General features: G+C 46.6%; 20 protein-coding genes. 11 read left to right on the top strand and 9 right to left on the bottom strand.

Annotated features, from left to right (window positions below):
• Nucleotides 1-46: 46 nt before the first annotated feature.
• Nucleotides 47-523, top strand: coding sequence for a transcription elongation factor GreA (greA, locus tag ACQY6I_RS23450; protein WP_428244034.1), 477 nt, complete (start codon nt 47-49; stop codon nt 521-523).
• 60 nt (nt 524-583) lie between these two features.
• Nucleotides 584-1,630 (top strand): helix-turn-helix domain-containing protein, encoded by a 1,047-nt coding sequence (locus ACQY6I_RS23455; protein ID WP_428244035.1) that lies wholly within the window; start codon nt 584-586, stop codon nt 1,628-1,630.
• Here the strand turns inward: ACQY6I_RS23455 and ACQY6I_RS23460 are convergent.
• The gene (locus ACQY6I_RS23460; RefSeq protein ID WP_428244036.1) at nt 1,619-2,638 is read right to left on the bottom strand and encodes an alpha/beta hydrolase family protein; all 1,020 of its coding nucleotides are present in this window, start codon (nt 2,636-2,638) and stop codon (nt 1,619-1,621) included. The genes ACQY6I_RS23455 and ACQY6I_RS23460 overlap by 12 nt on opposite strands.
• A gap of 288 nt (nt 2,639-2,926) precedes the next feature.
• On the opposite strand from ACQY6I_RS23460, the gene ACQY6I_RS23465 reads away from it, so the two are divergent.
• Both ACQY6I_RS23465 and ACQY6I_RS23470 read left to right on the top strand, forming a co-directional pair.
• Nucleotides 2,927-3,472, top strand: coding sequence for a DUF805 domain-containing protein (locus ACQY6I_RS23465; protein ID WP_428244037.1), 546 nt, complete (start codon nt 2,927-2,929; stop codon nt 3,470-3,472).
• Nucleotides 3,473-3,766: 294 nt separating this feature from the next.
• Entirely contained in the window at nt 3,767-5,428 is a 1,662-nt protein-coding gene (locus ACQY6I_RS23470; RefSeq protein ID WP_428244038.1) for a DUF342 domain-containing protein, read from the top strand.
• A gap of 55 nt (nt 5,429-5,483) precedes the next feature.
• Here the strand turns inward: ACQY6I_RS23470 and ACQY6I_RS23475 are convergent, their stop codons facing one another.
• From ACQY6I_RS23475 to ACQY6I_RS23500, 6 genes are all read right to left on the bottom strand, one after another.
• Nucleotides 5,484-5,912: an organic hydroperoxide resistance protein gene (locus tag ACQY6I_RS23475; protein ID WP_428244039.1), complete on the bottom strand. Its 429-nt coding sequence runs from the start codon at nt 5,910-5,912 to the stop codon at nt 5,484-5,486.
• Between the two features lie 104 nt (nt 5,913-6,016).
• A complete protein-coding gene (locus ACQY6I_RS23480) occupies nt 6,017-6,457 on the bottom strand; it encodes a MarR family winged helix-turn-helix transcriptional regulator (protein WP_428244040.1) in 441 nt (146 codons plus the stop codon).
• 166 nt (nt 6,458-6,623) lie between these two features.
• On the bottom strand, nt 6,624-7,007 hold the full coding sequence (locus ACQY6I_RS23485) for a winged helix-turn-helix transcriptional regulator (RefSeq protein WP_428244041.1): 384 nt from the start codon (nt 7,005-7,007) through the stop codon (nt 6,624-6,626).
• A gap of 428 nt (nt 7,008-7,435) precedes the next feature.
• A complete protein-coding gene (locus ACQY6I_RS23490; protein ID WP_428244042.1) occupies nt 7,436-8,248 on the bottom strand; it encodes an amino acid ABC transporter permease in 813 nt (270 codons plus the stop codon).
• A gap of 51 nt (nt 8,249-8,299) precedes the next feature.
• Complete coding sequence (locus tag ACQY6I_RS23495; RefSeq protein ID WP_428244043.1) at nt 8,300-9,088, bottom strand: transporter substrate-binding domain-containing protein; 789 nt, start codon at nt 9,086-9,088, stop codon at nt 8,300-8,302.
• 107 nt (nt 9,089-9,195) lie between these two features.
• The gene (locus tag ACQY6I_RS23500; protein WP_428244044.1) at nt 9,196-10,113 is read right to left on the bottom strand and encodes a LysR family transcriptional regulator; all 918 of its coding nucleotides are present in this window, start codon (nt 10,111-10,113) and stop codon (nt 9,196-9,198) included.
• A gap of 114 nt (nt 10,114-10,227) precedes the next feature.
• Here ACQY6I_RS23500 and ACQY6I_RS23505 point away from each other — a divergent pair, with 114 nt between their 5' ends.
• Both ACQY6I_RS23505 and gabT read left to right on the top strand, forming a co-directional pair.
• On the top strand, nt 10,228-11,679 hold the full coding sequence (locus ACQY6I_RS23505; RefSeq protein ID WP_428244045.1) for an NAD-dependent succinate-semialdehyde dehydrogenase: 1,452 nt from the start codon (nt 10,228-10,230) through the stop codon (nt 11,677-11,679).
• A 2-nt stretch (nt 11,680-11,681) separates the two neighbouring features.
• Nucleotides 11,682-12,977 (top strand): 4-aminobutyrate--2-oxoglutarate transaminase, encoded by a 1,296-nt coding sequence (gabT, locus tag ACQY6I_RS23510; protein WP_428244047.1) that lies wholly within the window; start codon nt 11,682-11,684, stop codon nt 12,975-12,977.
• A gap of 58 nt (nt 12,978-13,035) precedes the next feature.
• Here gabT and ACQY6I_RS23515 read toward each other — a convergent pair whose 3' ends face one another.
• Nucleotides 13,036-14,910: a methyl-accepting chemotaxis protein gene (locus tag ACQY6I_RS23515; protein ID WP_428244048.1), complete on the bottom strand. Its 1,875-nt coding sequence runs from the start codon at nt 14,908-14,910 to the stop codon at nt 13,036-13,038.
• 950 nt (nt 14,911-15,860) lie between these two features.
• Here ACQY6I_RS23515 and ACQY6I_RS23520 point away from each other — a divergent pair.
• The 4 genes from ACQY6I_RS23520 (at nt 15,861) to ACQY6I_RS23535 (ending at nt 22,213) form a co-directional block, all read left to right on the top strand.
• A complete protein-coding gene (locus ACQY6I_RS23520; protein WP_428244050.1) occupies nt 15,861-16,355 on the top strand; it encodes a MarR family winged helix-turn-helix transcriptional regulator in 495 nt (164 codons plus the stop codon).
• A 345-nt stretch (nt 16,356-16,700) separates the two neighbouring features.
• Nucleotides 16,701-17,687 (top strand): aldo/keto reductase, encoded by a 987-nt coding sequence (locus tag ACQY6I_RS23525; protein ID WP_428244051.1) that lies wholly within the window; start codon nt 16,701-16,703, stop codon nt 17,685-17,687.
• Nucleotides 17,688-17,879: 192 nt separating this feature from the next.
• Nucleotides 17,880-18,863, top strand: a complete 984-nt coding sequence (locus ACQY6I_RS23530; RefSeq protein ID WP_428244052.1) for a potassium channel beta subunit family protein — start codon at nt 17,880-17,882, stop codon at nt 18,861-18,863.
• A gap of 1,022 nt (nt 18,864-19,885) precedes the next feature.
• Nucleotides 19,886-22,213, top strand: a complete 2,328-nt coding sequence (locus ACQY6I_RS23535) for a methyl-accepting chemotaxis protein (RefSeq protein WP_428244053.1) — start codon at nt 19,886-19,888, stop codon at nt 22,211-22,213.
• 123 nt (nt 22,214-22,336) lie between these two features.
• Here the strand turns inward: ACQY6I_RS23535 and ACQY6I_RS23540 are convergent, their stop codons facing one another.
• The gene (locus tag ACQY6I_RS23540) at nt 22,337-24,526 is read right to left on the bottom strand and encodes a glycoside hydrolase family 3 C-terminal domain-containing protein (RefSeq protein WP_428244054.1); all 2,190 of its coding nucleotides are present in this window, start codon (nt 24,524-24,526) and stop codon (nt 22,337-22,339) included.
• A 110-nt stretch (nt 24,527-24,636) separates the two neighbouring features.
• Between ACQY6I_RS23540 and ACQY6I_RS23545 the strand changes: the two genes are divergently transcribed.
• On the top strand, nt 24,637-25,281 hold the full coding sequence (locus tag ACQY6I_RS23545) for a TetR/AcrR family transcriptional regulator (RefSeq protein ID WP_428244055.1): 645 nt from the start codon (nt 24,637-24,639) through the stop codon (nt 25,279-25,281).
• The last annotated feature ends 19 nt before the right edge of the window (nt 25,282-25,300 follow it).

The following is a 25,300-nucleotide window of genomic DNA, read 5'->3' on the forward strand; positions in this document are numbered from 1 at the left end:
TCTCGTGGCATAGTTCTTTGCCAACATATTAAACAGAGGTTATTAAATGGAACGCGTTCCAATGACCGTTGAAGGTGAAAAAGCCCTTCAAGCCGAGTTACAACATTTAAAAACCGTGGAGCGGCCACGGATCATTGCCGCGATCGCCGAAGCAAGAGAACATGGCGACCTGAAAGAAAACGCAGAATATCACGCTGCACGTGAACAACAGGGCTTTGCGGAAGGCCGGATAAAAGAGATCGAGGCCAAACTGTCAAGTTCACAGGTCATCGATATTTCCCAGATTCCTCACACTGGAAAAGTGATTTTTGGTACTACGGTAACCATGATTAATACCGAAACTGAGGAAGAAGTGACCTACCAAATCGTTGGTGAAGACGAAGCCAATGTAAAAAATAAAAAAATCTCCGTAACCTCACCGATTGCCCGCGCATTGGTTGGTAAGGAAGAGGGTGATGTCGTGGTGGTAAAAACGCCCGGCGGTACCGTTGAATACGAGATTGACGAAGTTCAGCATATCTAATATCTGTTTCGGGGATTTTTGTTCCCCGAAACCAGCCAAAAAACTGCCACCGAACCATCCATGAGTGCCATACCTCTGCCGTTTGTCATTGCACTTCTATTGCTGTTACTGACAGCGGTTGTTAGTTATCGCCGGGAAGCCAACCTCAGACCGAAGGTTATTTTTCTACTCAGTTGTACCTGTATGGTTGTCATCACCGGGCTACGCTGGACCCAGACAATTCCGGCTATTCATTGGCTGCAACCTATTGCTGCGGCCTGTATTCCGCCAGCCACGTGGTACTGTTTTGCCTTGATGCAGCAAACACGCCTGTCCCTCTGGCACCTGAGTGGCCCACTGCTGACACTATTATTATTGTTGCTTCAGTCATTCTGGCGCGCCCCTCTGGATATTCTGCTGCTCTTACTCTACCTAGGTTATGGCACAGCGGTGCTCAGAATATCCTTCCGCAAAGGAGCGACATTGCAACGGGTACGAATTTCGGACCTTGCCCACGTCCACAAAATCGCCTGTTTTGCCGGAGGCCTGTTGGTGTTTTCGGCATTGATCGACGGCCTGATTGCATGGGATCTGTTCGTTTTTGAAGGTCGTCACATCATGACGATTATGACAGCCGCTCACCTAGCCTTACTGCCACTGCTGAGTATCGCGGTCATCACCGGCAGCAATGCTATTGTTATTGACCATGGTGATGGTGATTACCTGGTCGAACCGGACCAGCGTAAAGAGACTGATGACCTGGAACATCAGACAATTGCCACACAGATCGATCATCTGATCCGCGAGCAGCAGCTGTTCCTGGACCCGGACCTAACCCTGAACCGGTTGGCCCGAAAAGCCGGTATCCCGGCCCGCCGGATATCTGCGGCCATGAATGCGATGCATGGTCGCAATATTTCCCAACTCATTAATGAATACCGGATTGAATGGGCCAAGCGATTACTGACCACGACTCAAGATTCGATCACGCAGATTTATCTGGCCTCGGGCTTTCAAACCAAATCCAATTTTAACCGTGAGTTTTCCCGCATAACCAACAACACCCCGAGCGCCTACAGGCGCTCGGAATCGACCCGACAGTCGAACGATCACGGATCAATCCTTTAAGACGGTCTTTAAAAAGCGGGAAATCTGTTCATACATATCCTGATGCAGCGCCACACGGCTACGCTCACCACCGTCAAAACAGATGATGCTATCCCCAGGTTGTTCCTGATCAAGCAGTTCAGCCGCTCCCGGCTTGCAAAGCTGCATAAAACTGAAGTGAGCTGCATCCTCGTACACCCGATACTGGCGTTTGTTTTCTGGAATATGATCAGCCAGATAACCTGATTCCATTTGCTGCGGCAAATCACCAATATCCACACCTGCCGCCAAAATCAGGCTAGGTACTTCAATAGCGGCCAGGCTGCTGGGCGAAAACCCCCGGGCCATTCCCAGATCCAGTGACACCACCGCCTTGATCCGATCATCCTTTAATAACGTATCCGGCTCTCCCGGTTGTGGAACATCCAGCCCGAATTCACCAGCCAAACCACAGGTTCTGGGGTTCGGCAATTTTTGGCAATCCCGATTAAAAAGTTCTCGATCAAAACGGGCACCAATCAGATTCATGACTGTCCAGCCTCCCATAGAGTGGCCAATAGCGGCAACACGCCGACTGTCCAAAAATGGCTGCCACTGAGATTCGGTCACCAGCCAGTCAAGTACCCTGGAAAGGTCTTTCGGACGCTGCCACCATTGTGACGCCTGCAAAGGGTTGTGGTCACGGGATGTGGTACCGGGATGATCGACTGCCGCAACGATAAACCCATCCTGCACCAAATTGGCAGCCAGCCAGTTCAAATTACGCCAGTTGCCACGATACCCATGGGACAGCAACACAATACCAAAGCGCCCTTTTTCGGGTACCGCATCCCGAATGGCAGAAATTCCATAAAAAACAGGATTCTCACCAATACTTTCTGCCGTACCTGTTTGTTCACCTGGGTACCAGATCGTGACAGCCAGTGGTCGGGTACTGTGCTGCCCGATCACCTGTTGATGGAACCCCACGGTTTGCGCAGAAACCTGACAGCACATAGCCAACAAACCTAAAACAAATATCAACCTCATCCGATTTCCTTAATTGTTAAATCAAGCCGGCAGTATAGCGAGAAGCATGTACTCAAAAGACCTGAAACACGATCAAGGACGTGCAAAATTGCGATTCAGAACGGTCACGCATGCCCACAACCAATGCTTTCTGACCATTGACTGCCAGAGTGATCGAATCCAATAGTCATACTGAAGAATTGTTCAGTGCAGAACCCGGTTCTACCCTCGAACTTTACAAGTTAAATTAGGCGCAAAGAGTTCTAAACCTCATAATATCGACATCAATCAACTAACAAGGCATGTCACATGAGCACACAAAACCCTTATCAGGCACCTACGGGTGAGTTGACTGAACAAAATGAACCCTATGGAAAAATCCGGTTGTTTTCGCCTTCGACGCGTATTGGCAGGATACGGTACCTGGCCTACCTCATGGTTGCGTCACTGATATTTTACTTGGCTGCAGCATTGGTCTCTGTCGTCGCGCCCATGTTACTTAACTCAGGAGCAATATCGGTTTCTCAACTATTACTGCTGGCAATCCCGCTGTATCTGGTAATGATATATTTTTCCGTAGTATTAATGATTCAGAGACTTCATGACCTGAATCGTTCCGGATGGTTCTGCCTGCTGGCCATCGTTCCACTGCTGAACGTATTGTTCCTGCTCTGGATACTCTTCGCACCCGGGACACCTGCAACAAACGATTATGGTCACCGGCCGCCGCCAAATAAAATCTGGCACTGGTTATGTGCGTTCATTATTCCGCTGCTTATGATCAGTGTTATTTTGGCTGTCGCAATTCCATCATATAACCAATATCTTGAGAGAGCGCAGTCAATGCAACAATAGTCAGTTGTATCTGTAGTATTTGACGACTGCTAACGAAACACGGTGGCGGTGCTTCTGCAAGATTCAGCACCACAAATACTGAGTGTTCTGCCTTTTACAGTTCTGGATAAGAATATTATCTCGATAGCAATTCTAATGCTGTATCATTCATGTCTGCTACAGGCATTTCTGCACAGGTGAAACCTGTATAAAGGTTTACGGTTGATACATATGAGCTACACTGATATGAATAGTATTCACAGCCGAGTCGTTAGAGGTTTATGATTGCCGTGATAAACGTCGCTGGATAACTCCATGACTGAAACAACTGATACCAACCCGATTTACCCGGAACTGGATTTTGAGTTGGATTCGCAGTCAGGTGTGCTGACAGCAAGCTTCCGAGAAGCAAAGGGTAAAGCCAAAATTGACCATGACTATCTAATTGAACAAGTAGTCAATGCCGGTTTTGGTGATCTTTTTTTTCGCGATGAAGCCATCCAGAACTTTCTTTTCAAAGCCAGCAATGAAGATGCCGGTGAGGCAGACATTGCCGAAAAGCGCGATGCCGAAATCAGTATCAGCGTTGCAGACGACCATATGAAAGCCTATGCCACAACCACCCAGGCATATGGCGGTGCCACATTGACTGCGGACGATGTCGTAAGAGCCCTGAAAAACAAGGGAGTCATTGAACAGGCAATGGATATGGATGCCATCCAGAAACTGATCACCCTGCCGTTTACCAATAAAATGCAAGTCGCCACAGGAAAACAATCTGTCATTGGCAAAAATGGGTATTTCAAATGGTTACTGGAGAAAGAGGAAACCTCCGTTCACTTTGTGGGCAATGACGAAGGCATTGTAGATTTCAGGGCCGGAAAAAAATATCTGGTGGTCGATCAGGGCGCTTCAGTACTGAAATATGTACCTGCGGAAAAAGGTTCAGACGGTTATGACATTCGAGGTCACACTCTCAACGGTGCAGACGGCAAAGATATAAAAGCAGAAAGAAACTGGGAAGGCATCGAACAGGCTTATCATGACCCCAATATCTATGTTGCCAAATATAAAGGCCATCCGGTTAACCTGAATCCCGGCGCCCGCATTGACAAATCCCTGCAGTTTAAAGCCATTGACCTTAAAACCGGACACGTTAAGTTTGATGGTTCTCTCGAAATCAATGGTGACATCTTACCGGGTATGAAGGTTCAGGCGACGGGTGATATTTTCATTCGAGGAACCATTGAAAGTGCGCTGGTCGAGTCGGGAGCCAACATTTATATTGCGGGTGGCATTCTAGGGAATGAACAGGAAACCAAGGATGATGTCGTTCTGCCGGAACACTTTGAATGTTATATCCGGGCCAAAGGTGACGTCCATGCCCGCTTTGTCAGCTCTGTCCAGATATACGCAGGGCACGATATTCACCTGAGAGAATACAGTATGCATTCTGAGCTGTATGCTGGAAATGGTCTGTTCCTGGGACAGGAAGGGGGCAAGGGTATTCTGATCGGTGGTCAGGCCATTGTGGGTAAGACGGCTGTCGTTAATCAGCTTGGCAACGGTACCTATGTTATCACTCAATTGCAGATCGGTTTGTCAGATACGCTGGACCGACATTTTCAATACCTGAAAGATGAGAAACATGAACTGCAGTCCCAGGCACAAACCCATATCGAAGCGCTGCAGACCCTGAAAACCAATCACCCGGATGTTGAGTCTCTGGATCAGGAAACCCTGCAACGTGTCTTCGAGATAAAAGCAACGATCAACCGCCTGAAACATCGTGCCCATGAACTCAATTTTAAGATCCACTGCTATACCGCCATGGATACTCCCGGTAAATATAGTGTCTCCAGCCGCAAGGCTTATCCCAACGTCAATATTGGAATAATGAACCTCGTTCGCAAACTGGAACACGAGCACAATCACCTGTCACTGGAAAGTGATGGTCAAGCCATTGTTGACAACTAACCAACCTTATCGCTGCCAGGAACGATAAGGTTAACGAGCCTTGGAACAGCAAGGTTCAGGCAACGACACTCAGGCGTACATCAATGTTGTTACGGGTCGCATTTGAATATGGGCAGACCTGATGGGCTTGTTCGACCAAAGACTCAGCATCTTCCTGACTGTAGCCGGGAATTGACACCTGCAAATCCACTTCAATACCAAAGCCCGCCGGAATGGTACCAATACCGACAATTGCCTTAACGGTTGTATCTGCAGGCAAAGCTTTCTTGTTCTGAGCAGCAACAAATTTCATCGCACCAATAAAACAGGCACTGTATCCTGCAGCAAACAAGGCTTCTGGATTCACCCCTTCACCACCGGCACCCCCTAACTCTTTTGGTGTGGCCATTTTTACATCCAGACCAACCGCTTCTGAAACTGAACGTCCATCACGACCACCCTTGGATTCGGCACTGACTCTGTAAAGTACGTTTTCTATAGACATAATATGTTTCCTCTGATGTTTAATCACATTTGCAATATTTCGGATTTACGTCCGAAATTGGTTTTTCAAAATTAAATAGCGCACTACTTTTTAATTAAATTTTTTTACTCGACCGAACTCGCAAATAACTCCTTCCGCAAATCGACCAGGTCATTTTTTAATTGCGCCAACTTGTCGACACTGCAATTTGCTGCTGCAAGAACCAGTTCTGGAATCTGCAAAGCTTGCTCATGGAGGGCTTTTCCCTCATCTGTCACTGTCACGATCACTTGTCGCTCATCCTGAATGGAACGCTGACGGGTAATCAGCCCTCGGGTTTCAAGTCTCTTTAACAACGGCGTCAGAGTGGGAGATTCCAAAAACAAACGCTCGCCAATCGACGAAACCGTCTGACTGTCCTGCTGCCACAACACCATCATGACCAGGTATTGCGGATAGGTAAGATTCAGTCTGCGAAGCACTTTCCGATACACTTTATTCATACCCAGCATGGTTGAATACAGTGCAAAACACAGTTGGTCTTCCAGTTTCAGCGGTGAATTCATTCTTCGATTCGACTCAATTTTGATCGTGCAAATATAAATAGTGCACTACTTAATTGCAAGCTATTTATTAGGAAATACATCAATACACTCCCTGGTCATTTTCCATATAACCCTGAAGACTTAGCTGCTCCTCATGCCACAGCGGTCAACTCACCGCTGCACCAGCTTACTTGGCATGATGCGTCTCTGGCGCTACGTAACGTTCTCTGGCAGCACGAACAGCATCATGATTATCAGCAGCCCAATTGATCATGGCTTTGACGCGCTCATAAAAGGACTCGCCAAGTGACGTAAACGTATATTCAACCTTTGGCGGCACTGTCGGATATACATCACGTTTAACCAAGCCATCCTGCTCAAGGTTGCGGAGTGTTTGAGCCAGCATTCGAGGTGAAATATCCATAACTCTCTTGCGGATTTCTGAAAACCTCAGCGTACCTGACTCCAGTTCAGACATGACCAGAACCGTCCAGCGGTCGCCGAGTCGATCCAAAACATCCCTTACTGGACAAGCCTTTTGCAGTTCAGGATTTTTTTTCTGACCACCCATAGTAGTTACCTCCAATTAAGTTACAAAATAGTAACCTGATAACATGCCTTCCTCCAGCTGAAAATGGACTCTTATCAGTGTTTTTCACAAACCCTGATTTCCATCAATAGTTACCAATATGTAACTTGATTATTTTTTGAGCACTTCACGGATTATCCGTGCAAAAAATCTGCTTCTCCGGCCCGGAAGCCCTTCTAGTATATTTTGGTAATTAAGTAGAAAGCAGTCTGCTATGAACTACGGATATCCAATACTCATAGGACCTTGAAAGAAAGTGTCATTGGTTTTTAAGGTAACGACTGATCGATGACGGGCTATTGTTAATTGCCGATATAGCAGGACCGAATATCAATACCGATAAAGAGCCGATGCCAACTGCTACAGCGGCACTTGTAAGGAAATAATGCCAAACATTACAAACATCTTATTCAGTTGCGTTCAAACCGCCGCAGGTGTCGCTCCAGCCCTCTGACCATCAATGACAGGCTTATGGTCAGAATCAGGTAGAGGAAAGCCACCACATTATAAGTTTCGAAAAATTTGAAAGTTGAGGAGCTGTATACTTTGCCCAACTGGGTGATGTCTTGAACACCCAGCACCGAAACCAATGCAGAATCTTTAATCATTGCGACGAAATCATTGCCAAGAGGAGGCAGAACCTTACGGACCGCTTGCGGAAAAATAATGAAACGGAATACATACCGGTCTTTGAGTCCCAATGACTGTGCCGCTTCTATCTGGCCTTTATCAATCTCCTGAATACCTGCCCGGAAAATTTCCGCAATAAAAGCGCTGTAACTGATTGTCAGCGCAAATACGGCGCGCCATACCATGTTGAAGTCCCGGGTTCGGGCACTGTCCAGCCACCCAAGTTCAATCGGTTTTTGCAACAACCAGTTGTAACCGTCAACCAGGGCGGGAGCCGCCACAAATGCCACGTAAAACAGCAGTACCAGAACCGGGATACCACGGATAATTTCAACATAAAAACGAACGGCTTCACGAATCAGACGAAGGCGGGAAAATCCAGCCAGCGCAATGATCAGCCCCACTGACACCGCTGACAGAAACGCAATAAAGGTCACTTTCAGAGTAATCCAGATCCCTTTGCTCAGCGCATTAAAGATCAGCTCATAACTCTGATCGGCGAGAATATTCCAGCCCAATATCAGCGTCAGTAAAAAAGCGACCAGCAGCCACCATGGAACCTGTTGCAGTTTATCTTTGAATTTCATAGTCATGGATATGTCGGGGCGACCACCGGCCTCAAACGCTACCGGTGGTGCAAATGATCAGTTTGTCTGGTTGTAGTCAAAAAACCATTTCTGGTTCAGTGCTTCGATAGTGCCATCTGCTTTCATGGATTCAATGGCGGCATTGATGGGAGCAGTCAGATCCGACCCCGGCGTCAGGATAAACCCAAATTGCTCTGTCCCAAGAGGGCCACCGACCAGCTTGAATGCTCCGGGGTTGGCTCCCATGTAACCACGGGCTGAAGTGGCGTCCATCAGCGTGACATCCACATCGCCGCTTTTCAGCGCCTGTACCGCTGCGCCAAACGTTTCAAACAGTTTGATTCTTGGATTGGTCTCATCGCCATCCAGAATATCGTAAACAGCGACATAAAAATTAGTGGTGCCCGGCTGGGACCCTACTAAAAGCTTGGAGTTGGCAGCGAAACTTTTGGCATCATCAAACTGAGTTTCATCGGCCCGGACCAGCATGAACTGCTCCGACACCATGTACGGAGCGGAAAACTCCACCTGACTGGCGCGCTCTTCCGTGATTGTAATGCCATCCATGCCAACATCGTATTGACCGTCTTTGACTGCCTGTATCATGGTATCCCAGCTGCTGAGTTGCCAGTCCACTTTCATATTCAGGCGTCGGGCGATTTCGTTAAATGCATCGTATTCCCAACCAATTCCCTTGCCGGTCTTCGCATCCACAAAGTTTAGTGGTGTATAGGCATTCTCAGTCACCGCAACCACAGTGCGTCCATTAAGATCCGGCAATTCCGCAGCACCTGCAGCGACTGCCACACACACCGAAAACAGTGATGTAATCCAGGTCAATTTCATATACACCCCTCTGATGAGTTTGTAGATTGAAAACAATAAGTCATATTGAAGTGCCGCAATAAACCACAAAACCCTCTGATGGAAAAGCAACCTGCCTAACTATCTGCTCAGGTGACCGCCTGACGAGCCTGATAAAACAACTCAATCTTGGCATCCATGACCCGTTCCTGGCGATGGACAAAGGCATGATTAACCCGATAGCAACGTTTATCCGGTTGCAACAAACGCACTTCACCTCGTTCGATAAACCCCTGAATATAGCTCATGGGAAAGAATCCCAGATAACAGCCGCTCAGCACCAGTGGTGTCCGGGTATCAAACTGATACGCACGGGCAGACAGATTCAGTCCGCGCAATTGCTCAATCCCGGCCAGATTGACATCTATCCCTGGATGCGCAGTGGCACAAGCCGCCAGCTCGGCATCGTCAATGGTCTCATCCGCCCGATGAAACAACGGGTGACGGGCTCCACAGCACAGATAAAAAACCTCCTCATAACCGGGCTGATATTCCAGCGCTTCAATATTGCGAAACTCAGGCATGATACCAACGTGAGCGGTGCCATTTAACAGCGCTTTTTCGATGGCGGGCACCGTATCACTATTCAGAGCGATTTGCAGTTTGGGCGCCTTGCGATTCAACCAGGCAATGGTCTCCGGCAACTTCAACTGCCTGGCCAGGGCCACTTCATCACTGCATAAAATGGATAATTCTCCCGACAACTCCTCATCAAGGCTGTCCACCAGCCAGGAAAATTCATTCAGCGCCTCAAATAATGTCAGGCTGCCTTCATAAATCGCCTTGCCCTTTTCTGTCAGCGCAAAGCCGCTACGCCCCCGCCGGGCCAACCTGACGTTCATGCGTTTTTCCAAATTGCTAATGTGCACACTGATGGTCGAACGGGAAATGTTCAAAACCTGTTCGGCCGCGCTGAAGCCTCCACACTCAACGACTACACGGAAAATTCGCAGCAGACGCAGATCATATTCAGAAACAGGTTTTGGCAGACCGGAATGTTTTCTCATAACGTCTCGACTTAGTTTGATAAACATCAAACTTATGTTTGAAAGTTTAATATTTATCCTTAAAGTCAAATCATTTCAAATACTTCCACTTTCTGAATCACGACGGAGGACTGCATGGCACAACTCAATTTTCCCGAGCTTCTGGTCAATGATGCTTATATCGACGGTCAATGGATGGGCGTGGACAAACGCTTTGCAGTCCACAACCCTGCCAACGGCAAGGTGGTTGCAGAGATCAGTGACTGTGATACCTCCCATGCCGAAGCGGCAGTACTGGCAGCCAAAGCCGCACTGCCAGCCTGGAAAAACAGAACCGCAGCAGACCGCGCTACACTGTTACGCAAGTGGTTTGAGCTGATCATGCAACATCAACATGATCTCGGTGTCATCATGACCCTCGAACAAGGTAAACCATTGGCAGAAGCCAAAGGAGAAGTGGCCTACGGCGCATCTTTTGTAGAGTGGTTTGCTGAAGAAGGCAAACGCATTTACGGGGAAACCATTCCCACCACCAGTAATGACCGACGGCTGGTAACGATCAAACAGCCTGTCGGTGTCGTCGCAGCCATTACCCCCTGGAACTTTCCAAATTCCATGATCACCCGTAAAGCTGCTCCCGCGATGGCGGCAGGGTGCACGTTTGTTATCAGACCCGCTTCAGAAACCCCATTATCTGCCCTGGCACTGGCCAAACTCGCAGAAATGGCCGGAATTCCCGCTGGCGTTTTCAATGTGGTAACCGGTACAGATGCGCGAGGCATCGGTAAAGTATTCACAGAAAACCCACAGGTGGCTAAGTTCTCCTTTACCGGCTCTACCGCTGTCGGTAAGCAGTTAATTGCTCAATGTGCTTCCACCGTTAAAAAAGTTTCGATGGAGCTTGGCGGTAATGCACCTTTTATTGTGTTTGATGATGCCGATATGGATGCTGCTGTGAAAGGTGCCATTGCGTCTAAATTCCGCAATGCCGGACAAACCTGCGTATGCGCCAACCGTATTTTGGTACAGAAAAATATTCTCGATGTTTTTGCCAGCAAACTGGCTCAGGCCGTTGCAGAGCTGAAGGTGGGTAACGGCCTGGATGAAGGTGTATCCATTGGCCCACTGATTCATTCAAAAGCACTGCAGGATATCGACAAACTGGTACAGGATTCAGTTACGGCTGGTGCAGAAGTCGTCACCGGAGGCAACTCTCATGAACTAGGTGGCGCTTTCTACCAGCCAACTATTTTGAAAAATGTTGCCAACGATATGCCCATTGCAGCCAATGAAATCTTTGGCCCTGTGGCCCCTCTGATTCCATTCGATACCGAAGAAGAGGCCATCGCTATTGCCAACGATACTGAGTTTGGGCTGGCCGCGTACTTCTACGCCCGCGATATTGGCAGGATCTGGCGGGTGTCCGAAGGACTCGAATACGGAATGGTCGGCATTAATGAGGGCATCATCTCCAATACTGTCGCTCCGTTTGGCGGGGTCAAGCAATCAGGTATCGGTCGTGAAGGCTCCAAGTACGGTATTGAGGAATATCTCGAAATCAAATATTTGTGTATGGGCGGACTATAACCATGAATATGAGTACCAAAACCAACGCTTCCATTCAGGCAAGAAGAGATAATGCATTTGCCAGAGGGATGGGAAATGTTTATTCAGCTTTTGTGGCGAAAGCGAAAAACTCTGAAGTCTGGGATGTAGAAGGGAATCGTTATATTGACTTTGGCAGTGGAATTGCCGTCTGTAACACCGGACACAGTCATCCTAAAATTGTGTCTGCAGTCAAACAACAGGTTGAGAACTTTTCTCACACCTGTCTGATGGTAAACTCTTATGAACATGCGGTGGTACTTGCAGAAAAACTGAATAACCTGGCACCTGGTCAGAGTGAGAAGAAAAGCATTCTGGTCAATACTGGCGCTGAAGCCGTGGAGAATGCCATTAAAATCGCCCGCGCTCACACCGGACGCAGGGGAGTACTGGCATTTACCGGTGGCTTTCATGGCCGGACGAATATGACCATGGCGTTAACTGGTAAGGTACTACCCTATAAACATAGTTTCGGACCATTCCCCGGCGACATATACCATCTGCCTTTTCCAATGGATATTCATGGAGTCAGTGTCAGCGATACCATTAAGGCACTGACCAAACTGACCAAAGCCTCGATAGCCGTTGAGGATATCGCCGCAATTATTATCGAGCCCATACAGGGAGAAGGTGGTTTTTATCATGCCCCGGCGGAGCTAATGCAATTTCTCCGTCACTTTTGCGACGAACATGGCATCGTTCTGATCGCCGATGAAATCCAAACTGGCTTTGCCCGTACCGGCAAGCTGTTCTGTTCTGAATATTATGATATCGAGCCTGACTTGGTTACCATGGCGAAAGGTATTGCCGGTGGTTATCCGCTCGCAGCCGTTGTAGGTAAGACTACAATTATGGATGCGCCTATGCCGGGCGGGCTTGGTGGGACCTATGGTGGTTCGCCGGTAGCCTGTGCCGCCGCTCTGGCAGTGCTGGAGGTGATTGAAGAAGAAAAACTGGCAACCAGGGCTCTGACTATCGGCGAAATTTTTGGAAAACGACTGGAGCAGATTAAGTCAAAATATCCCGATCTGGTCGGTGACATCCGAATCAAAGGCGCAATGATCGCCATCGAGTTTGTCAAAAACGGTGACCATGACCAACCAAACAGCGAACTGACCCAGCAAGTGGTCGCCCATGCTGCAGCCCATAATCTGATCCTGTTGTCATGTGGATTCTATGGCAACGTCATTCGTTTTCTGCCGCCATTGACAATCAACGACGACACCATTCAGGAAGGTATGGACTATTTTGATCAATTACTTGCCAAGATAACCGCCTGATCCCAACCCATTCACCGTAACCAAAGCCATGTGGATCTGGTTACGGCGTTTGTCATCATCATCCGGCGGTTTTAAACTGCCGGGTCAGATCATTCAAAAGTACGGACTTCCCTTCAACGGTCTGCCCCATGGTCACCAACTGCCCAAATGACTCAGAGCTCTCAGTCAGCATTCTGGCTATCGTCTCAGAATCTCGGGACATAGTATTGATGGTTTGCGCAATTTCAGTAATAGCAACACTCATTTGCTCTGTGGCAGCAGAGTTTTGATTCACGATCATTTCGATGTTCTGTATTCCGGATAATGCATTATCACTGCTTTGCCGCATAAGTTGCAGAGACTCTTCTCCGTGGGCGACAGCATCACTGACTCTTACTGCCTCCTGTTGGAAAGCACGAATGGTACTGGTAATCCTGGCAGTTGCTTCTACTGTACTTTCAGCCAACGCTCTGACTTCATCGGCCACAACAGAAAATCCGCGACCTGCCTCGCCCGCTCTTGCCGCCTCAATCGCTGCATTCAATGCCAGCAAATTGGTCTGGTTAGCCAGATTATTAATCACTTCGATAACGGTATCGATCTCCTGAGACCGGACTGACAACATTTCTATCGATGCCTTTATCTCCGCTACTGCGGATAATGTCTGTGTTACATGACCGGAGACCTCCATCACCATCTGGGCTCCCTGACGAGTCTCATTTGCGACTGCCACCGTACTGTCATTGACCGCTTCAGTACTGGACGAGATATCTCGCATCGTGGCACTGATTTCGTCCGTTGCTGTCGCCAATGAATTAGTCCTGCTCATAATGTCGTGATTGGCCTGCGATGAGCGGTTAACCTGTTCATTGATTGTCATCAGCACGTCATTGAGATCGACACTGGTCAGTTTGACTTTATTCACAACGGAGGACAGTTTTTCGGCCATGCTATTCATGGAATTTGTCAATCGATCAATAGCATCATTACGTTTGTGATTGAATGATTGGCGATGGGTCAAGTCGCCCTGCTCAAGAAAAGACAGCGCCTGCTGAGAATTTCTAAGGGAATGAATGATGTTGCGGATAACCATCCATAAAATGCCACACACAACAACTGTAATCAGTATCGTCAGGGCCGACAGCACAACCAGTATATTGTGGGTATAAGCATCGGCCCCCTGCTCCAATTTGCCCATCTGCATACCAACTCGATCGTTCAGACCAGCCAGTAGGACTGTAATTTGCTGGTACACTTGGTCGCTTTGTTGTTTGAGCACATTATTTTGCAGGTATGACTGACTCAATGAGTCGAACGCATTCTTATAGCGGATCATCAGATCCTCTGCCTGATCCCACATGGTTAGGGAGATCAACTTTTTTTTAAGACGTTCATAAGCCTTGCTCAGGTTTTCGGAGTTTTCCTGACTGGGAGATTGCAGAAATGCACTTTGAGCATCGATCAACCCTAATCTGGCAGACTTTATAAAGGTAAAGTCAAGCACAGAGGCACTGTTGATTTCTTTCTCCATCTGACTGAGCTCCTGCAGCAGCCCAAATTGACCGACAAAACCGATGCCACGTATCAGTTCCAGTCTCTGCTTTAACAACTGGTTATAAGTTTCAACGTGTTGTATGAGCTCCTCGATATTCTGATTAGACGCTGAAGCTTCTTCCTTGACCTGTTTGACCACTTGCTCGCTCTCTTCCAGCGATTGCTCAAAGTGCGTCAGGTTTTCTTGACTTAAACGCTGCAACTGAGTTTCCAGGGACAAAAGGCCGTTCTCAATACTGCCAATATCACGTACAAAAGCATTCATCCGGTTAATCTGATGATAATTATCATTGACCGCCAGCAGAGAAACAGATGACAGAACAACCTGAAGCACGTAACCCACAAGTGCAATCACCATTGAACCAATCAGTAAATAATTAAATTTTATATTGAGGGACATCTTCATCACTACCTTCTAATTTGTATCACAACACTTGGCTAACTCTGTTTGAGCAATAATCCAACGCACTGAATCGATTCTTAGGACAGAAAAGATGCGTCATAAAAACGCGAGGATTTATCGTCTGCCGGATATGAGGTAAATGTCCGCAGGACGATCACAATACTCAAAAAATGCCAAGCAAGATAACTGCCATACAGCCATAACAGTAAAAAAGAAAAATTATGAGAAAATACTTTTTGTTTATCATAATTACCATCATCCAAAAGGATGAGTTTCAATATTGAAGAACATTCGTTTTTAGGCCTTCGGCTCAATGTCCCGGACTCCCGGTTATTATTTATTCTGTTTCAAATTTTTCGGCACAGCACCGACAAATAAATATCTGAAACGATCACAATCCAGGTGATCTGGTAAAAATGTCTTAGGTGATATACCCAAAAGGGGCCTCCTTCCGGTAAACGGTATAATACCGTGACTAGATACAGACACATGTTACGGAAAGCAAAAACGATACTCTGGCGGACAAGGTGGTTTTTTATTACAAAATGTAAAAAACTATTTTCATTAACAAACTATAGATTATATTCCCCCCCCCCTTTCGGGCAGCAGGAATGATAAGCATTTATGGGCATTACAACCTTTTTAAATAGAATACATCCCCAAGAAGGCTAACTTTTGCCGCCTCGGGCTTGGATTCCTGAAAGAGGTTACATAAATATTTCTAATATGAACCAATACGAGATGTTATAGGTCATCAAAAAATATCATTTATGTGTTGAGGAAAAATTACATACTGTATAAGGGTCGCTTGTACGCCCATGATATTTTTAAATAGACAGTCCTAAAATATCCAAGGCTTAAGATTTATCTTTACACAAGCAATTACAGCATTATCTCAATTGCAATTTTTTTTCATAAATAAAATTGTTAATTAGATAAATGAATGTATGATTGGCCCGTTCATTATTTCATTAACCAACTCAGGAGTTAGAAACTTGTTTTTCCTAAAAGAATCGCCATCTGAAAAGCTTCTTGAGGACTACCAATTAAGGTTTCCTAAAAAAGATGTTGGAAATATGGACTATGCATTAGGCATGCTTCGCGAAGCGAGCTTGTTGTTGAGAGAAATTGAAAACTACTTTCAAAGTTTTGATTTGTCTCAGACTCGTTTTCTGATCATGTTGGTATTGTCCAATGCCAACGACAAAAAACGTTTGAGAGCCAAAGATATTGTTGAACAAATGGATATATCCAAACCAATCGTATCCAACACTCTGAAAAGCATGGAAGCAGCCGGACTGGTTAAAATCACACCAGATCCGAATGACGGTCGTTCAAAAATTGTTCAACTTAAGGCAAAAGGCAGTAAATTATTGGAAAAAGTACTACCCGGTTACTATGACGTTGTTGATGCCTTTTATGTAGAAGAAGCTGAGGCCTAATTAAAATCATCAATTAGCATGATTAGTGTTTTTCATTGGGCAGTTAACGACTTTAAGCGAATACCTGGCTGTAGCGGGTTCGCTTAATTTTGTTGTTTTACACAATATCCAAAGCCCAAACTCTATAAAGCCGACATAAAAAAGACAAAAAAGCGCCCAACATCCCAATTTACTGTCGCTAGCAGCCCTTGCTGGCCAACCTTAAAACTACCCAGCATCGAAAATTTGGTTGCCCGGGCAATAGATCCCTTGTTTTTGGCAAAATTGCCGTTAATGTTAACAATCTTCATAAATATCGCAGCATAATACCGCACACTTCCAGCTACCTTACAGGAGAGCATATTAATGGTTAAACAGAGATTTCTCGGCAAAACCGGTTTCAGTGTTTCAGAAATAGGACTCGGCTGCTGGCAACTGGGAGGCGACTGGGGCGCCCTCAAGTCAGGACAAGCTGAAGACATTTTGTCAGCCGCCCAAGAGTCCGGCGTAACATTCTGGGATACTGCGGATGTATATGGTGCAGGTGACAGCGAAGTCTACATTGGCAAGTTCAATCAACAGCATCCAAATCCTGACAGAGTTATCGTCACCAAGGCAGGTAGAACTGCAGAGTTATATCCCGATCATTACCAGCGTGATCGCCTGAAGACAGCTATTGAACAGTCCCGGGAACGGTTACAGGTTGATGCGCTCGATCTACTGCAACTACACTGCATTCCATTTGATGAACTCAAGCGTGGTGACGTTTTTGAATGGCTGCAAGAGTTCCAACAGGAAGGATTGATAAAATATTACGGTGCCAGTGTCGAAACTGTCGAAGAGGCTCTGTACTGCATTAACCATGCGAATGTTGCCACCCTACAGATCATTTTCAACCTGTTTCGCCAGGATCCGAATCAGGAACTGCTGACTCATGCCCAGGATGCCAATGTTGGCATCATTGTACGGTTGGGACTGGCCAGCGGTCTATTAAGCGGGAAGATGTCTGCAAATACTGTATTTCCAACCGAAGATCACCGCAATTTTAATAAAGATGGAGAAGCGTTCAATGTCGGCGAAACCTTTTCGGGGCTGCCCTTCAATAAAGGTGTCGAATTAGCCGAAGAGCTGAAACAGTTTTTACCTGAAAACATGACGCTTGCTCAGATGGCATTGCGCTGGCTGCTGGATCACCCAGCTGTTTCTTCGGTCATTACCGGAGCAAGCCGTGGGGAACAGATCAGAGCAAATGCTGAGGTTTCATCACTACCACCATTGGGTGACGATCTACACCAGAAACTGGCAGAGTTTTACCAAACCCAAGTTCGTCCTCATGTAAGGGGTTCAATATAACACTCCGTTAATAAACACCCTATGCCAATGATCACGATATCGTGATCATGGTATTGTCACGGATTTTATGAGTAGCCTGTGTGTCCTGCCAAAAAGTATTAGACACGGCAATTTGTTACCTCTGCTAACAATTGGCTACCTTCAATCCTATCCGTACTAATAGTTTTTTTCCTTCTATAAAGAGGATTGACAATGCAATACAGAAGACTAGGTAAATCCGGTTTGAAAGTTTCAGCCCTGTCTTTCGGCTCCTGGGTTACTTTTGGTAAACAGGTTGATATCAATATTGCCAAAGTGTTAATCAAATCGGCTTACGATGCTGGTGTTAACTTTTTTGACAATGCTGAAGGATATATGGCAGGTGCCTCTGAGAAAATTATGGGAGATGCCATTTCAGCTCTCGGTTTTCCAAGAAGTTCATATATTGTTTCCTCCAAGGTTTTCTGGGGTGGCTCACTGCCCACACAAAAAGGACTGTCTGCCAAGCATGTAAGAGATGCCTGCGATGCGGCATTGACCCGGCTTAAAGTTGACTATCTGGATTTGTATTTTTGCCATCGTCCAGACATCGATACACCAATATCAGAGACAGTCAGAGCCATGGATAATCTCGTACGCCAGGGCAAAGTTCTTTACTGGGGTACCTCAGAGTGGAGTTCACAGCAGATTACTGAAGCCCATTTGATTGCGGAAAGAGAAAACCTTACCCCGCCAACTATGGAGCAGCCGCAGTACAATATGCTGTCCCGGCAACGCTTTGAACAAGAATATCTACCCCTCTACGAAAACTTTGGTATGGGTACCACAATATTTTCCCCTCTGAGATCTGGCATTCTGACTGGAAAATACGTCGATGGTATTCCAGAGAACAGTCGTCTCAGCCTTGAAGGCTATGAAAATCTACGTAACCAGCTATTAAAGGACGATGGTACTGCAGACAAAGTGCGGCAACTGATGCACCTTGCCAGTGAGTTAAATGTCAGCATGGCCAATCTTGCCATTGCCTGGACTTTAATGAACCCCAATGTGAGCAGTGCCATTTTAGGCGCGTCAAAGCTGAACCAGCTGCAGGAAAACCTTCAGGCACTGGATGTTCTGCCTCTACTGACACCTGATGTCATGGAAAATATAGAGCAAATTCTCAGTAACAAGCCCGAGGGCCCTGAGCGTTACTGATCTGAAAGCATGGGAGACAGACGCTGTCTCCCGTAAGGAATACGTTAATACGTATGCCAGGTTAGCGGTCAACTGACAAGGGAACCTCTGAAGAACGGCCTATTTTTCAGAGGTTCCCAAGATACACACAAAGCACTTTAAAATAGCTATCCTGTTGAGACCGAAAAGCATTATTGATACCAGACAAATAAGAAACCATCAAAACCTAGTAATTATCGATGACTTCTTGTCAGGGACATCCTCCTTTGCTCCTCCAAACTCTTTAGTGTAATCCTGGAGAAGGTTAACAGTGAACGAACGACATTTTTCAGGTCGCAGCTAACCACCTGCATGCTCGTCAGTTAGGAGGATCTCTGAAAAATAGGAATAGTTTAGGAGGGGCCGCTCGAAAAACCACTGTTTACTGACGAAAATGAGGATTAGAGAGGGGCCTGGCTTCGGAAGGAGCTGACAACATCCTGCGCAAACAGGCTATTTTCAGAGGTTCCGAGGTAATTGCTTCTTTCTGTTTTTCCTGAACCCAGACCTTTACACCATGATGGAGCTTGCAGCCAGTGATTTCCGGGCTACGCTTATTCTGAAGCCTACAGGCACCCAGGCATGTCACCCCCTAACTTCGTGTACGTGAGTCTCGTGAGTGCACTTTCTGACAACTGTTAATATCATACTGATTGGACGAAATACCATACGGTGTAGATCTGTCTTTCGATTATTGGTACTACGCCATCTGGTGTAGCATGTAACTAAGAAAGAAATATTTTCAACATCAGTTCTCTGGCAGACAGAGCGCGTACTCAGCTTGGCAAAGCTGGTCGGGAGTGTTTACTTTCCAACAATAAGTCCTTATATCCCTCAATTTTGGGCCCGTTGGGCCGATAGGCAAATTAGAGCAATTAATAAGCTAACTTAAACGTCAATTATCCTTGTTTCATGTCATGAAATAACAGTCAGATAATTGCCAATTTACTATTCCGGACTAAAGTTATTAATATGCCAAAAAGAATTATAATCGGAACTTTCAAATGAGAATTGGTAACAAATTGACGATTGCGCTGGCAGGCTTGTCCACCATCGCGGTTATTAGTGCGGCGGCTATCATCGGCTGGAGTGCAATCGCCCGTATTGACGATGGTTTGCGGGAAGCCAGGCTGCAACAAATGAACCTGTCTCAAAATAGTGCTTCGCGCATGCTCAAGAACTTCACGAAGGCCAGTTCTGACCAAATATTGAGCTATTCACAAGACAGCAATGTTCTGAAAGCCATGAACAACCTGAAGTCGAGCTTCACCTCTTATGGACCATTGATGGCACGTAAGCAAAGTCCGGAGTTACTCAAAGAGCGGGCAGAAGATTTTTATCGAAATACGTTCACTAATGCTTATAACCAGCTTAATCCCAATAGCCCGCTGGACCTTAATGCTCTGATATCGTCTTTTGCAGATGAGACATTCGCAGTACATGCTCAATACATTGCCAACAACCCTAATCCCCTCAATGACAAAGAAGCCATGGACGACTCGGGCGATGGCATGTCCTATACCCGCGCGCATCTTAAATTTCATCACAATTTCCGCGGCTATAAAGAACGATTCGATTTTGATGATATCTACTTGATCAACCCAGAAAACGGTTACATTGTTTACTCTGTAGAAAAGAAAATTGATTATGGTACTTCCCTGTTCACTGGTCCGTTTAAAAACAGCCCACTGGCTCAAGCAGTGAATCAGGCAGTTTCCGGCAACCCGGGTCAAGTCTATTTCGCTGACTTTGTGCCCTACGTGCCAAACCTGAATTTACCCAGTTCGTTTATTGCCACTCAGTTAGTCAATGATAAGCAAGAACTCGAAGGTATTCTGGCATTCCAACTTTCCACGGACCATATCAACAGTCTGGTAACATTTGAGCACAACTGGAAAGGTGCCGGGCTCGGTAATACGGGTGAGGTCGTCATGGTAGGTCCCGACAACCTGACCCGTACGATGCGCAGAGGTATTATCGAGAATTTCAATGACTTTATAAAAACACTGTCGGAAAACGGAACCGACCCGGCAACGCTGAAGACAATAGAAGCGCGGAAAAGCAATATTGGACTGGAGAAGATCGATATTTCCAACCTCTCCGGTTCTACAGGTTCCAGCATCGTTAAGCTTCCCAACGGGCTCGAAAAGCTGATCGCCTACCGTCCAATCGAGTTTTTCAACCAACGCTGGATGGTTATTGGGGAAATGAACAGCAAAGAGGCTTTTGGTGCCGTTGCCCGGGTCAAGTCAGACCTGATATTTATCTCGATATTGATCGCTATTCTGGTAATCGTGATAAGTCTGGTGATCGGCTTTATATTTTCAAAAATGCTGGTCAAACCAATCAATCATACCGTTCTTACTCTGCAGGACATTGCTAATGGAGACGGTGATTTGACCGCCCGGCTTGATGAAAACAGACAGGATGAAATTGGCGATCTGTCACAGGCATTTAATCAGTTCGTTTCGAAGATTCACGATATTGTAGTGAACCTCCGGGAAATTGCTTCCTCACTGAGCCAGTCTTCCTCTGTTCTGAAAACCACCAGCTCCCAGAACCAGAAGGATATGGAAGATCAAAACCTACAAACAGATATGGTCAGTACTTCCATTACCGAAATGGCTGCATCTTTTCAGGAGGTGGCCAGCCATGCCGCGGAAGCGGATCATCAGTCGCAGGCAACATTTAATACCGGACAGCAAAGTCTGGTGGTCATGGAGAAATCTTCAACCTCCGTTAGTTCGATGGAACAGAAAATTTCTCATGCGTCTGAAGTTATTAATACCCTTAATAAAAACAGCACTTCCATCGGCAAAATCCTGGAAATGATCGGCTCCATTGCTGAGCAGACAAATTTATTGGCTCTGAATGCCGCTATTGAGGCAGCTCGAGCGGGCGAACAGGGTCGCGGTTTCGCGGTAGTGGCCGATGAAGTACGGACCCTCGCTGGTCGCACTCAACAATCCACCGCAGAGATCCAAAGTGTGGTTCAGGAGCTGCAAAAAGGCGCCTCCGAAGCGGTTAACGCCATCGCCAGCAGTACTGAAGAGGCAGCCACCATGGTCGAACTGTCGGAACAGGCCCGTCACGCATTTGAGGAAATTATGCAATCAATGACAGGGATTCGCGACTTGAATACCAACATCGCCAGCGCCGTAGAAGAACAAAGCTCTGTTGCAGACAGCATCAGTGGCAGTATCAGCCACATCAAATCTATCAATGATCAGGCGGTAGAGGGGGGACATTCCGCAGTGGCAGCCATAGATGACCTCAATAATATGATCCTGAAACTCGAAAGTCTGGTAAAACAGTTCAAAGTAACGTCCTAAGCTCCAGCCGGCCCGGACAATACGTGCCATTGCCCGGGCCTCCGAAATAGAAGCATCATTTATGTCCGATAACGAAAATCGTTCAGCGATATGCTTCAAAAGGCTTTGTCGGAACCGGCCGGATTACTCAAGCCCCAGTTTGTCTATCAAATATTCAGACTGTTGTTCAGTCAACCCCATCATCGGTATGAATTTTTTTAGCAGTGTCATGGGAAAACCCAACGTTAAACCATAAAAAGAATGATCAGTGGTGAATCCCACCTGAGCAAATACCTCTTCCAATATCGGCCGGGTCCGATCGTCCTGCAACCAGTCCTCTACCGTATCATTGAGGGTCGGCATTTCACGGCATTCGATGTCAGATTCCAGTTCAATCCACAAAGATTCATGTATGTCTCTTGAAGACGAGCCAACCCTTATTTCAAAGCGTCCGCTTTCTTCTGCAAAGCGCTGAAGATGCGTGATAAAGTAGGCAAATGCCTGTTCATCAAGAGTAATCGATACACGCTGAGTTTCCCCTGGCTGCAACATAACTTTGGCGAAGCCTTTCAGCTCCTGATCCGGACGTCGTAACGTACTGTACTCATCATGGATGTAAACCTGGACAACTTCTGCACCTGCCACATCACCAATGTTGGTCACGTTCACTGTCACTTCCCGGCTGGATGCCTCATATGATAAATCGCTATAGGCAAACGAGGTGTAACTCAACCCGTACCCAAACGGATACTGTACTGGCAACTTTTTGGTATCATAGTAACGATATCCGGTAAATATGCCTTCGTTGTAGATAGTGTCGACTTTGTTGCCCGGAAAACTTTCATACGTGGGATTATGTTCCAGACGAATAGGAAATGTTTCTGACAATTTTCCGGATGGTGAGACCTCTCCAAACAATAGTCTCGCTAGAGCTTCACCGCCTCCTTCTCCTGGTAACCAAGCATGCATTAAAGAAGGTGCATAATCGTCAATCTGGCGGGTTTCCATAGCCGAACCGGCATACATGACCACAACAACATTCGAATTGGCTTGATACACCGCCTTGAGCAATTCAATATGCGCTTCCGGAAGACGCATATTTGACCGGTCAAACCCTTCACTTTCCAATGCGTCCGTAGTGCCTGTTAACAACACCACCTGATCAACCCGTTTCGCCAGTGCAACAGCTTCCCGAAGCGTCTCATCAGTCACTTCCAAATCTTCATATCCTATAGCCCAACTGACTTCTGCACGACTGCAGAATGCTTCAAAGGCATTCGACAAGTGTTTTGGAGTCATGTGGGAACTGCCACCTCCCTGGAAGCGAGGATGCTTGGCAAACTGTCCAATCAACCCGATAGATCGGCTTTTATCCAACGGTAAATTACCGCAGTTTTTAAGTAGTACAGCACTTTCACAGGCCACCTCAATAGCCAGCTCGTGGTGGCGTTCAAAATCCACCTGCACACTGCGCTTATGGGTTACGGATTTGTGAATCAACTCCAGTACTTTCAGTACCCGGCTATCCAAAACCGCTTCACTCATTTCACCATTGTCCAGAGCATTGAGCAATTGCTGGTCCCGATCTGCCGGGCCAGGCATCTCCAGATCAAGCCCTTGTTGATGACAAGCCACCTTGTCCCCTACAGCGCCCCAATCTGACATCACCAAACCGTCAAACCCTAACTGATCACGCAGAATATCCTGCAATAGATGCGAGTTTTGACAGGAAAATTGCCCATTGACACTGTTATATGCCCCCATAACTGTCCAGGGTCTTGATTCACGTATTGCTTTGGCGAATGGCGCGATGTACATCTCCTGCAACGTGCGCTCGTCAATTACTGAGTTGATCAGAAAACGCCTGGTTTCCTGCTCATTTCCGGCAAAATGTTTTAGACAGGCTCCAACCCCTTGCGATTGGACTCCTTCAACGAACTTAGATGCCATGGCTCCGGTCAAATAAGGGTCTTCAGAAAAATACTCAAAATTCCGGCCACCCAGTGGACTGCGTTTTCCATTAACACCTGGCCCCAACAATACTGAAACCCCCAGCTGCTGACATTCTTCGCCAATGGCGCTAGCCAATCCTTTGATCAGACCAACATTCCAGGTAGCAGCCATGGCTGCTTCAACAGGAAAAACAGTCGCATCTGCACTGTTGAACACACCCTGGCCTTGCGCCAGCCGGACTCCGTGAGGGCCATCGGTCAGGGTAATGGAAGGAATCCCCAAATGCTCGATGCCATGCAGATGCCAGGCATCAAGACCGCACAGCAACCGAACTTTTTCTTCTTGATTTAATTGTTTAAGTATCGTTACAGGATCGAACATAGAGACTTCCTCAGGTACAGTACCTTGACCGTACTGTTGACATTATAATTTACTCACTAAGTGTAATTTATAATATTAACGGTTTTGACACAGAAAAAAAGAAGCAACTGATGGATTTTTTTCCGAAACAATACAAGCATGAAAGCCGCACACGCCGACAACGGCGAAACTTTCTATTGCAAACCGCCTTTAAGCTGTTTATTACCAACGGCCTGAATAATACCTCCATGCTAAACATTGCCCATGAGGCGGGAGTTGAGCGGCGTACGCTCTACAACTACTACCCACACAAGGATTTGCTGGCAATGGATATATTGCTGGTGTTGATTGGCGACTTTCACGAGTTACTCAGTACTGACATTGCCAACATGGAGGGCACAGTTGCTGAACTACGGAGTTATCTGAATCACTTCATTGACACGCTGCTGAGTCATCCGGAAATTGTCGATTACTTTTCACAGTTCGATCTCTCATTCCGGGATTATGACAACTGCGAATACGAACAACTGATGGTTGAACTTTCGTATTCCGACCCATTGATTCAGTTGATTTCGAAAGGTGTCGAAAATGGCTATTTGACCGTGCCTTCCACAGATACTTCCACTGTCGCCAAGACAATCAGCAATGCCATCATGGGACTGGCACAAAGAATATTGATTCGACCGCAGGTCTACCAGCGGGAACAAAACTATCAGGCTGAGAACATCCGGCTAATGGTGGATATTGTAATTGGGGGGATTACTACCCAAGCATAAAAAAGGCCCGCGTTGCGGA

Source organism: Gynuella sp. (genome assembly GCF_050297175.1).
Lineage (GTDB): Bacteria > Pseudomonadota > Gammaproteobacteria > Pseudomonadales > Natronospirillaceae > Gynuella.

Coding starts and splice junctions, on each gene's coding strand:
- greA (WP_428244034.1), top strand. CDS start 47: ATGGAACGCGTTCCAATGACCGTTGAAGGTGAAAAAGCCCTTCAAGCC.
- ACQY6I_RS23520 (WP_428244050.1), top strand. CDS start 15,861: ATGATTGGCCCGTTCATTATTTCATTAACCAACTCAGGAGTTAGAAAC.
- ACQY6I_RS23480 (WP_428244040.1), bottom strand. CDS start 6,457: ATGAATTCACCGCTGAAACTGGAAGACCAACTGTGTTTTGCACTGTAT.
- ACQY6I_RS23545 (WP_428244055.1), top strand. CDS start 24,637: ATGGATTTTTTTCCGAAACAATACAAGCATGAAAGCCGCACACGCCGA.
- ACQY6I_RS23495 (WP_428244043.1), bottom strand. CDS start 9,088: ATGAAATTGACCTGGATTACATCACTGTTTTCGGTGTGTGTGGCAGTC.
- ACQY6I_RS23455 (WP_428244035.1), top strand. CDS start 584: ATGAGTGCCATACCTCTGCCGTTTGTCATTGCACTTCTATTGCTGTTA.
- ACQY6I_RS23475 (WP_428244039.1), bottom strand. CDS start 5,912: ATGTCTATAGAAAACGTACTTTACAGAGTCAGTGCCGAATCCAAGGGT.
- ACQY6I_RS23515 (WP_428244048.1), bottom strand. CDS start 14,910: ATGTCCCTCAATATAAAATTTAATTATTTACTGATTGGTTCAATGGTG.
- ACQY6I_RS23505 (WP_428244045.1), top strand. CDS start 10,228: ATGGCACAACTCAATTTTCCCGAGCTTCTGGTCAATGATGCTTATATC.
- ACQY6I_RS23470 (WP_428244038.1), top strand. CDS start 3,767: ATGACTGAAACAACTGATACCAACCCGATTTACCCGGAACTGGATTTT.
- ACQY6I_RS23525 (WP_428244051.1), top strand. CDS start 16,701: ATGGTTAAACAGAGATTTCTCGGCAAAACCGGTTTCAGTGTTTCAGAA.
- ACQY6I_RS23500 (WP_428244044.1), bottom strand. CDS start 10,113: ATGAGAAAACATTCCGGTCTGCCAAAACCTGTTTCTGAATATGATCTG.
- ACQY6I_RS23535 (WP_428244053.1), top strand. CDS start 19,886: ATGAGAATTGGTAACAAATTGACGATTGCGCTGGCAGGCTTGTCCACC.
- ACQY6I_RS23465 (WP_428244037.1), top strand. CDS start 2,927: ATGAGCACACAAAACCCTTATCAGGCACCTACGGGTGAGTTGACTGAA.
- ACQY6I_RS23530 (WP_428244052.1), top strand. CDS start 17,880: ATGCAATACAGAAGACTAGGTAAATCCGGTTTGAAAGTTTCAGCCCTG.
- ACQY6I_RS23460 (WP_428244036.1), bottom strand. CDS start 2,638: ATGAGGTTGATATTTGTTTTAGGTTTGTTGGCTATGTGCTGTCAGGTT.
- ACQY6I_RS23490 (WP_428244042.1), bottom strand. CDS start 8,248: ATGACTATGAAATTCAAAGATAAACTGCAACAGGTTCCATGGTGGCTG.
- ACQY6I_RS23485 (WP_428244041.1), bottom strand. CDS start 7,007: ATGGGTGGTCAGAAAAAAAATCCTGAACTGCAAAAGGCTTGTCCAGTA.
- gabT (WP_428244047.1), top strand. CDS start 11,682: ATGAATATGAGTACCAAAACCAACGCTTCCATTCAGGCAAGAAGAGAT.
- ACQY6I_RS23540 (WP_428244054.1), bottom strand. CDS start 24,526: ATGTTCGATCCTGTAACGATACTTAAACAATTAAATCAAGAAGAAAAA.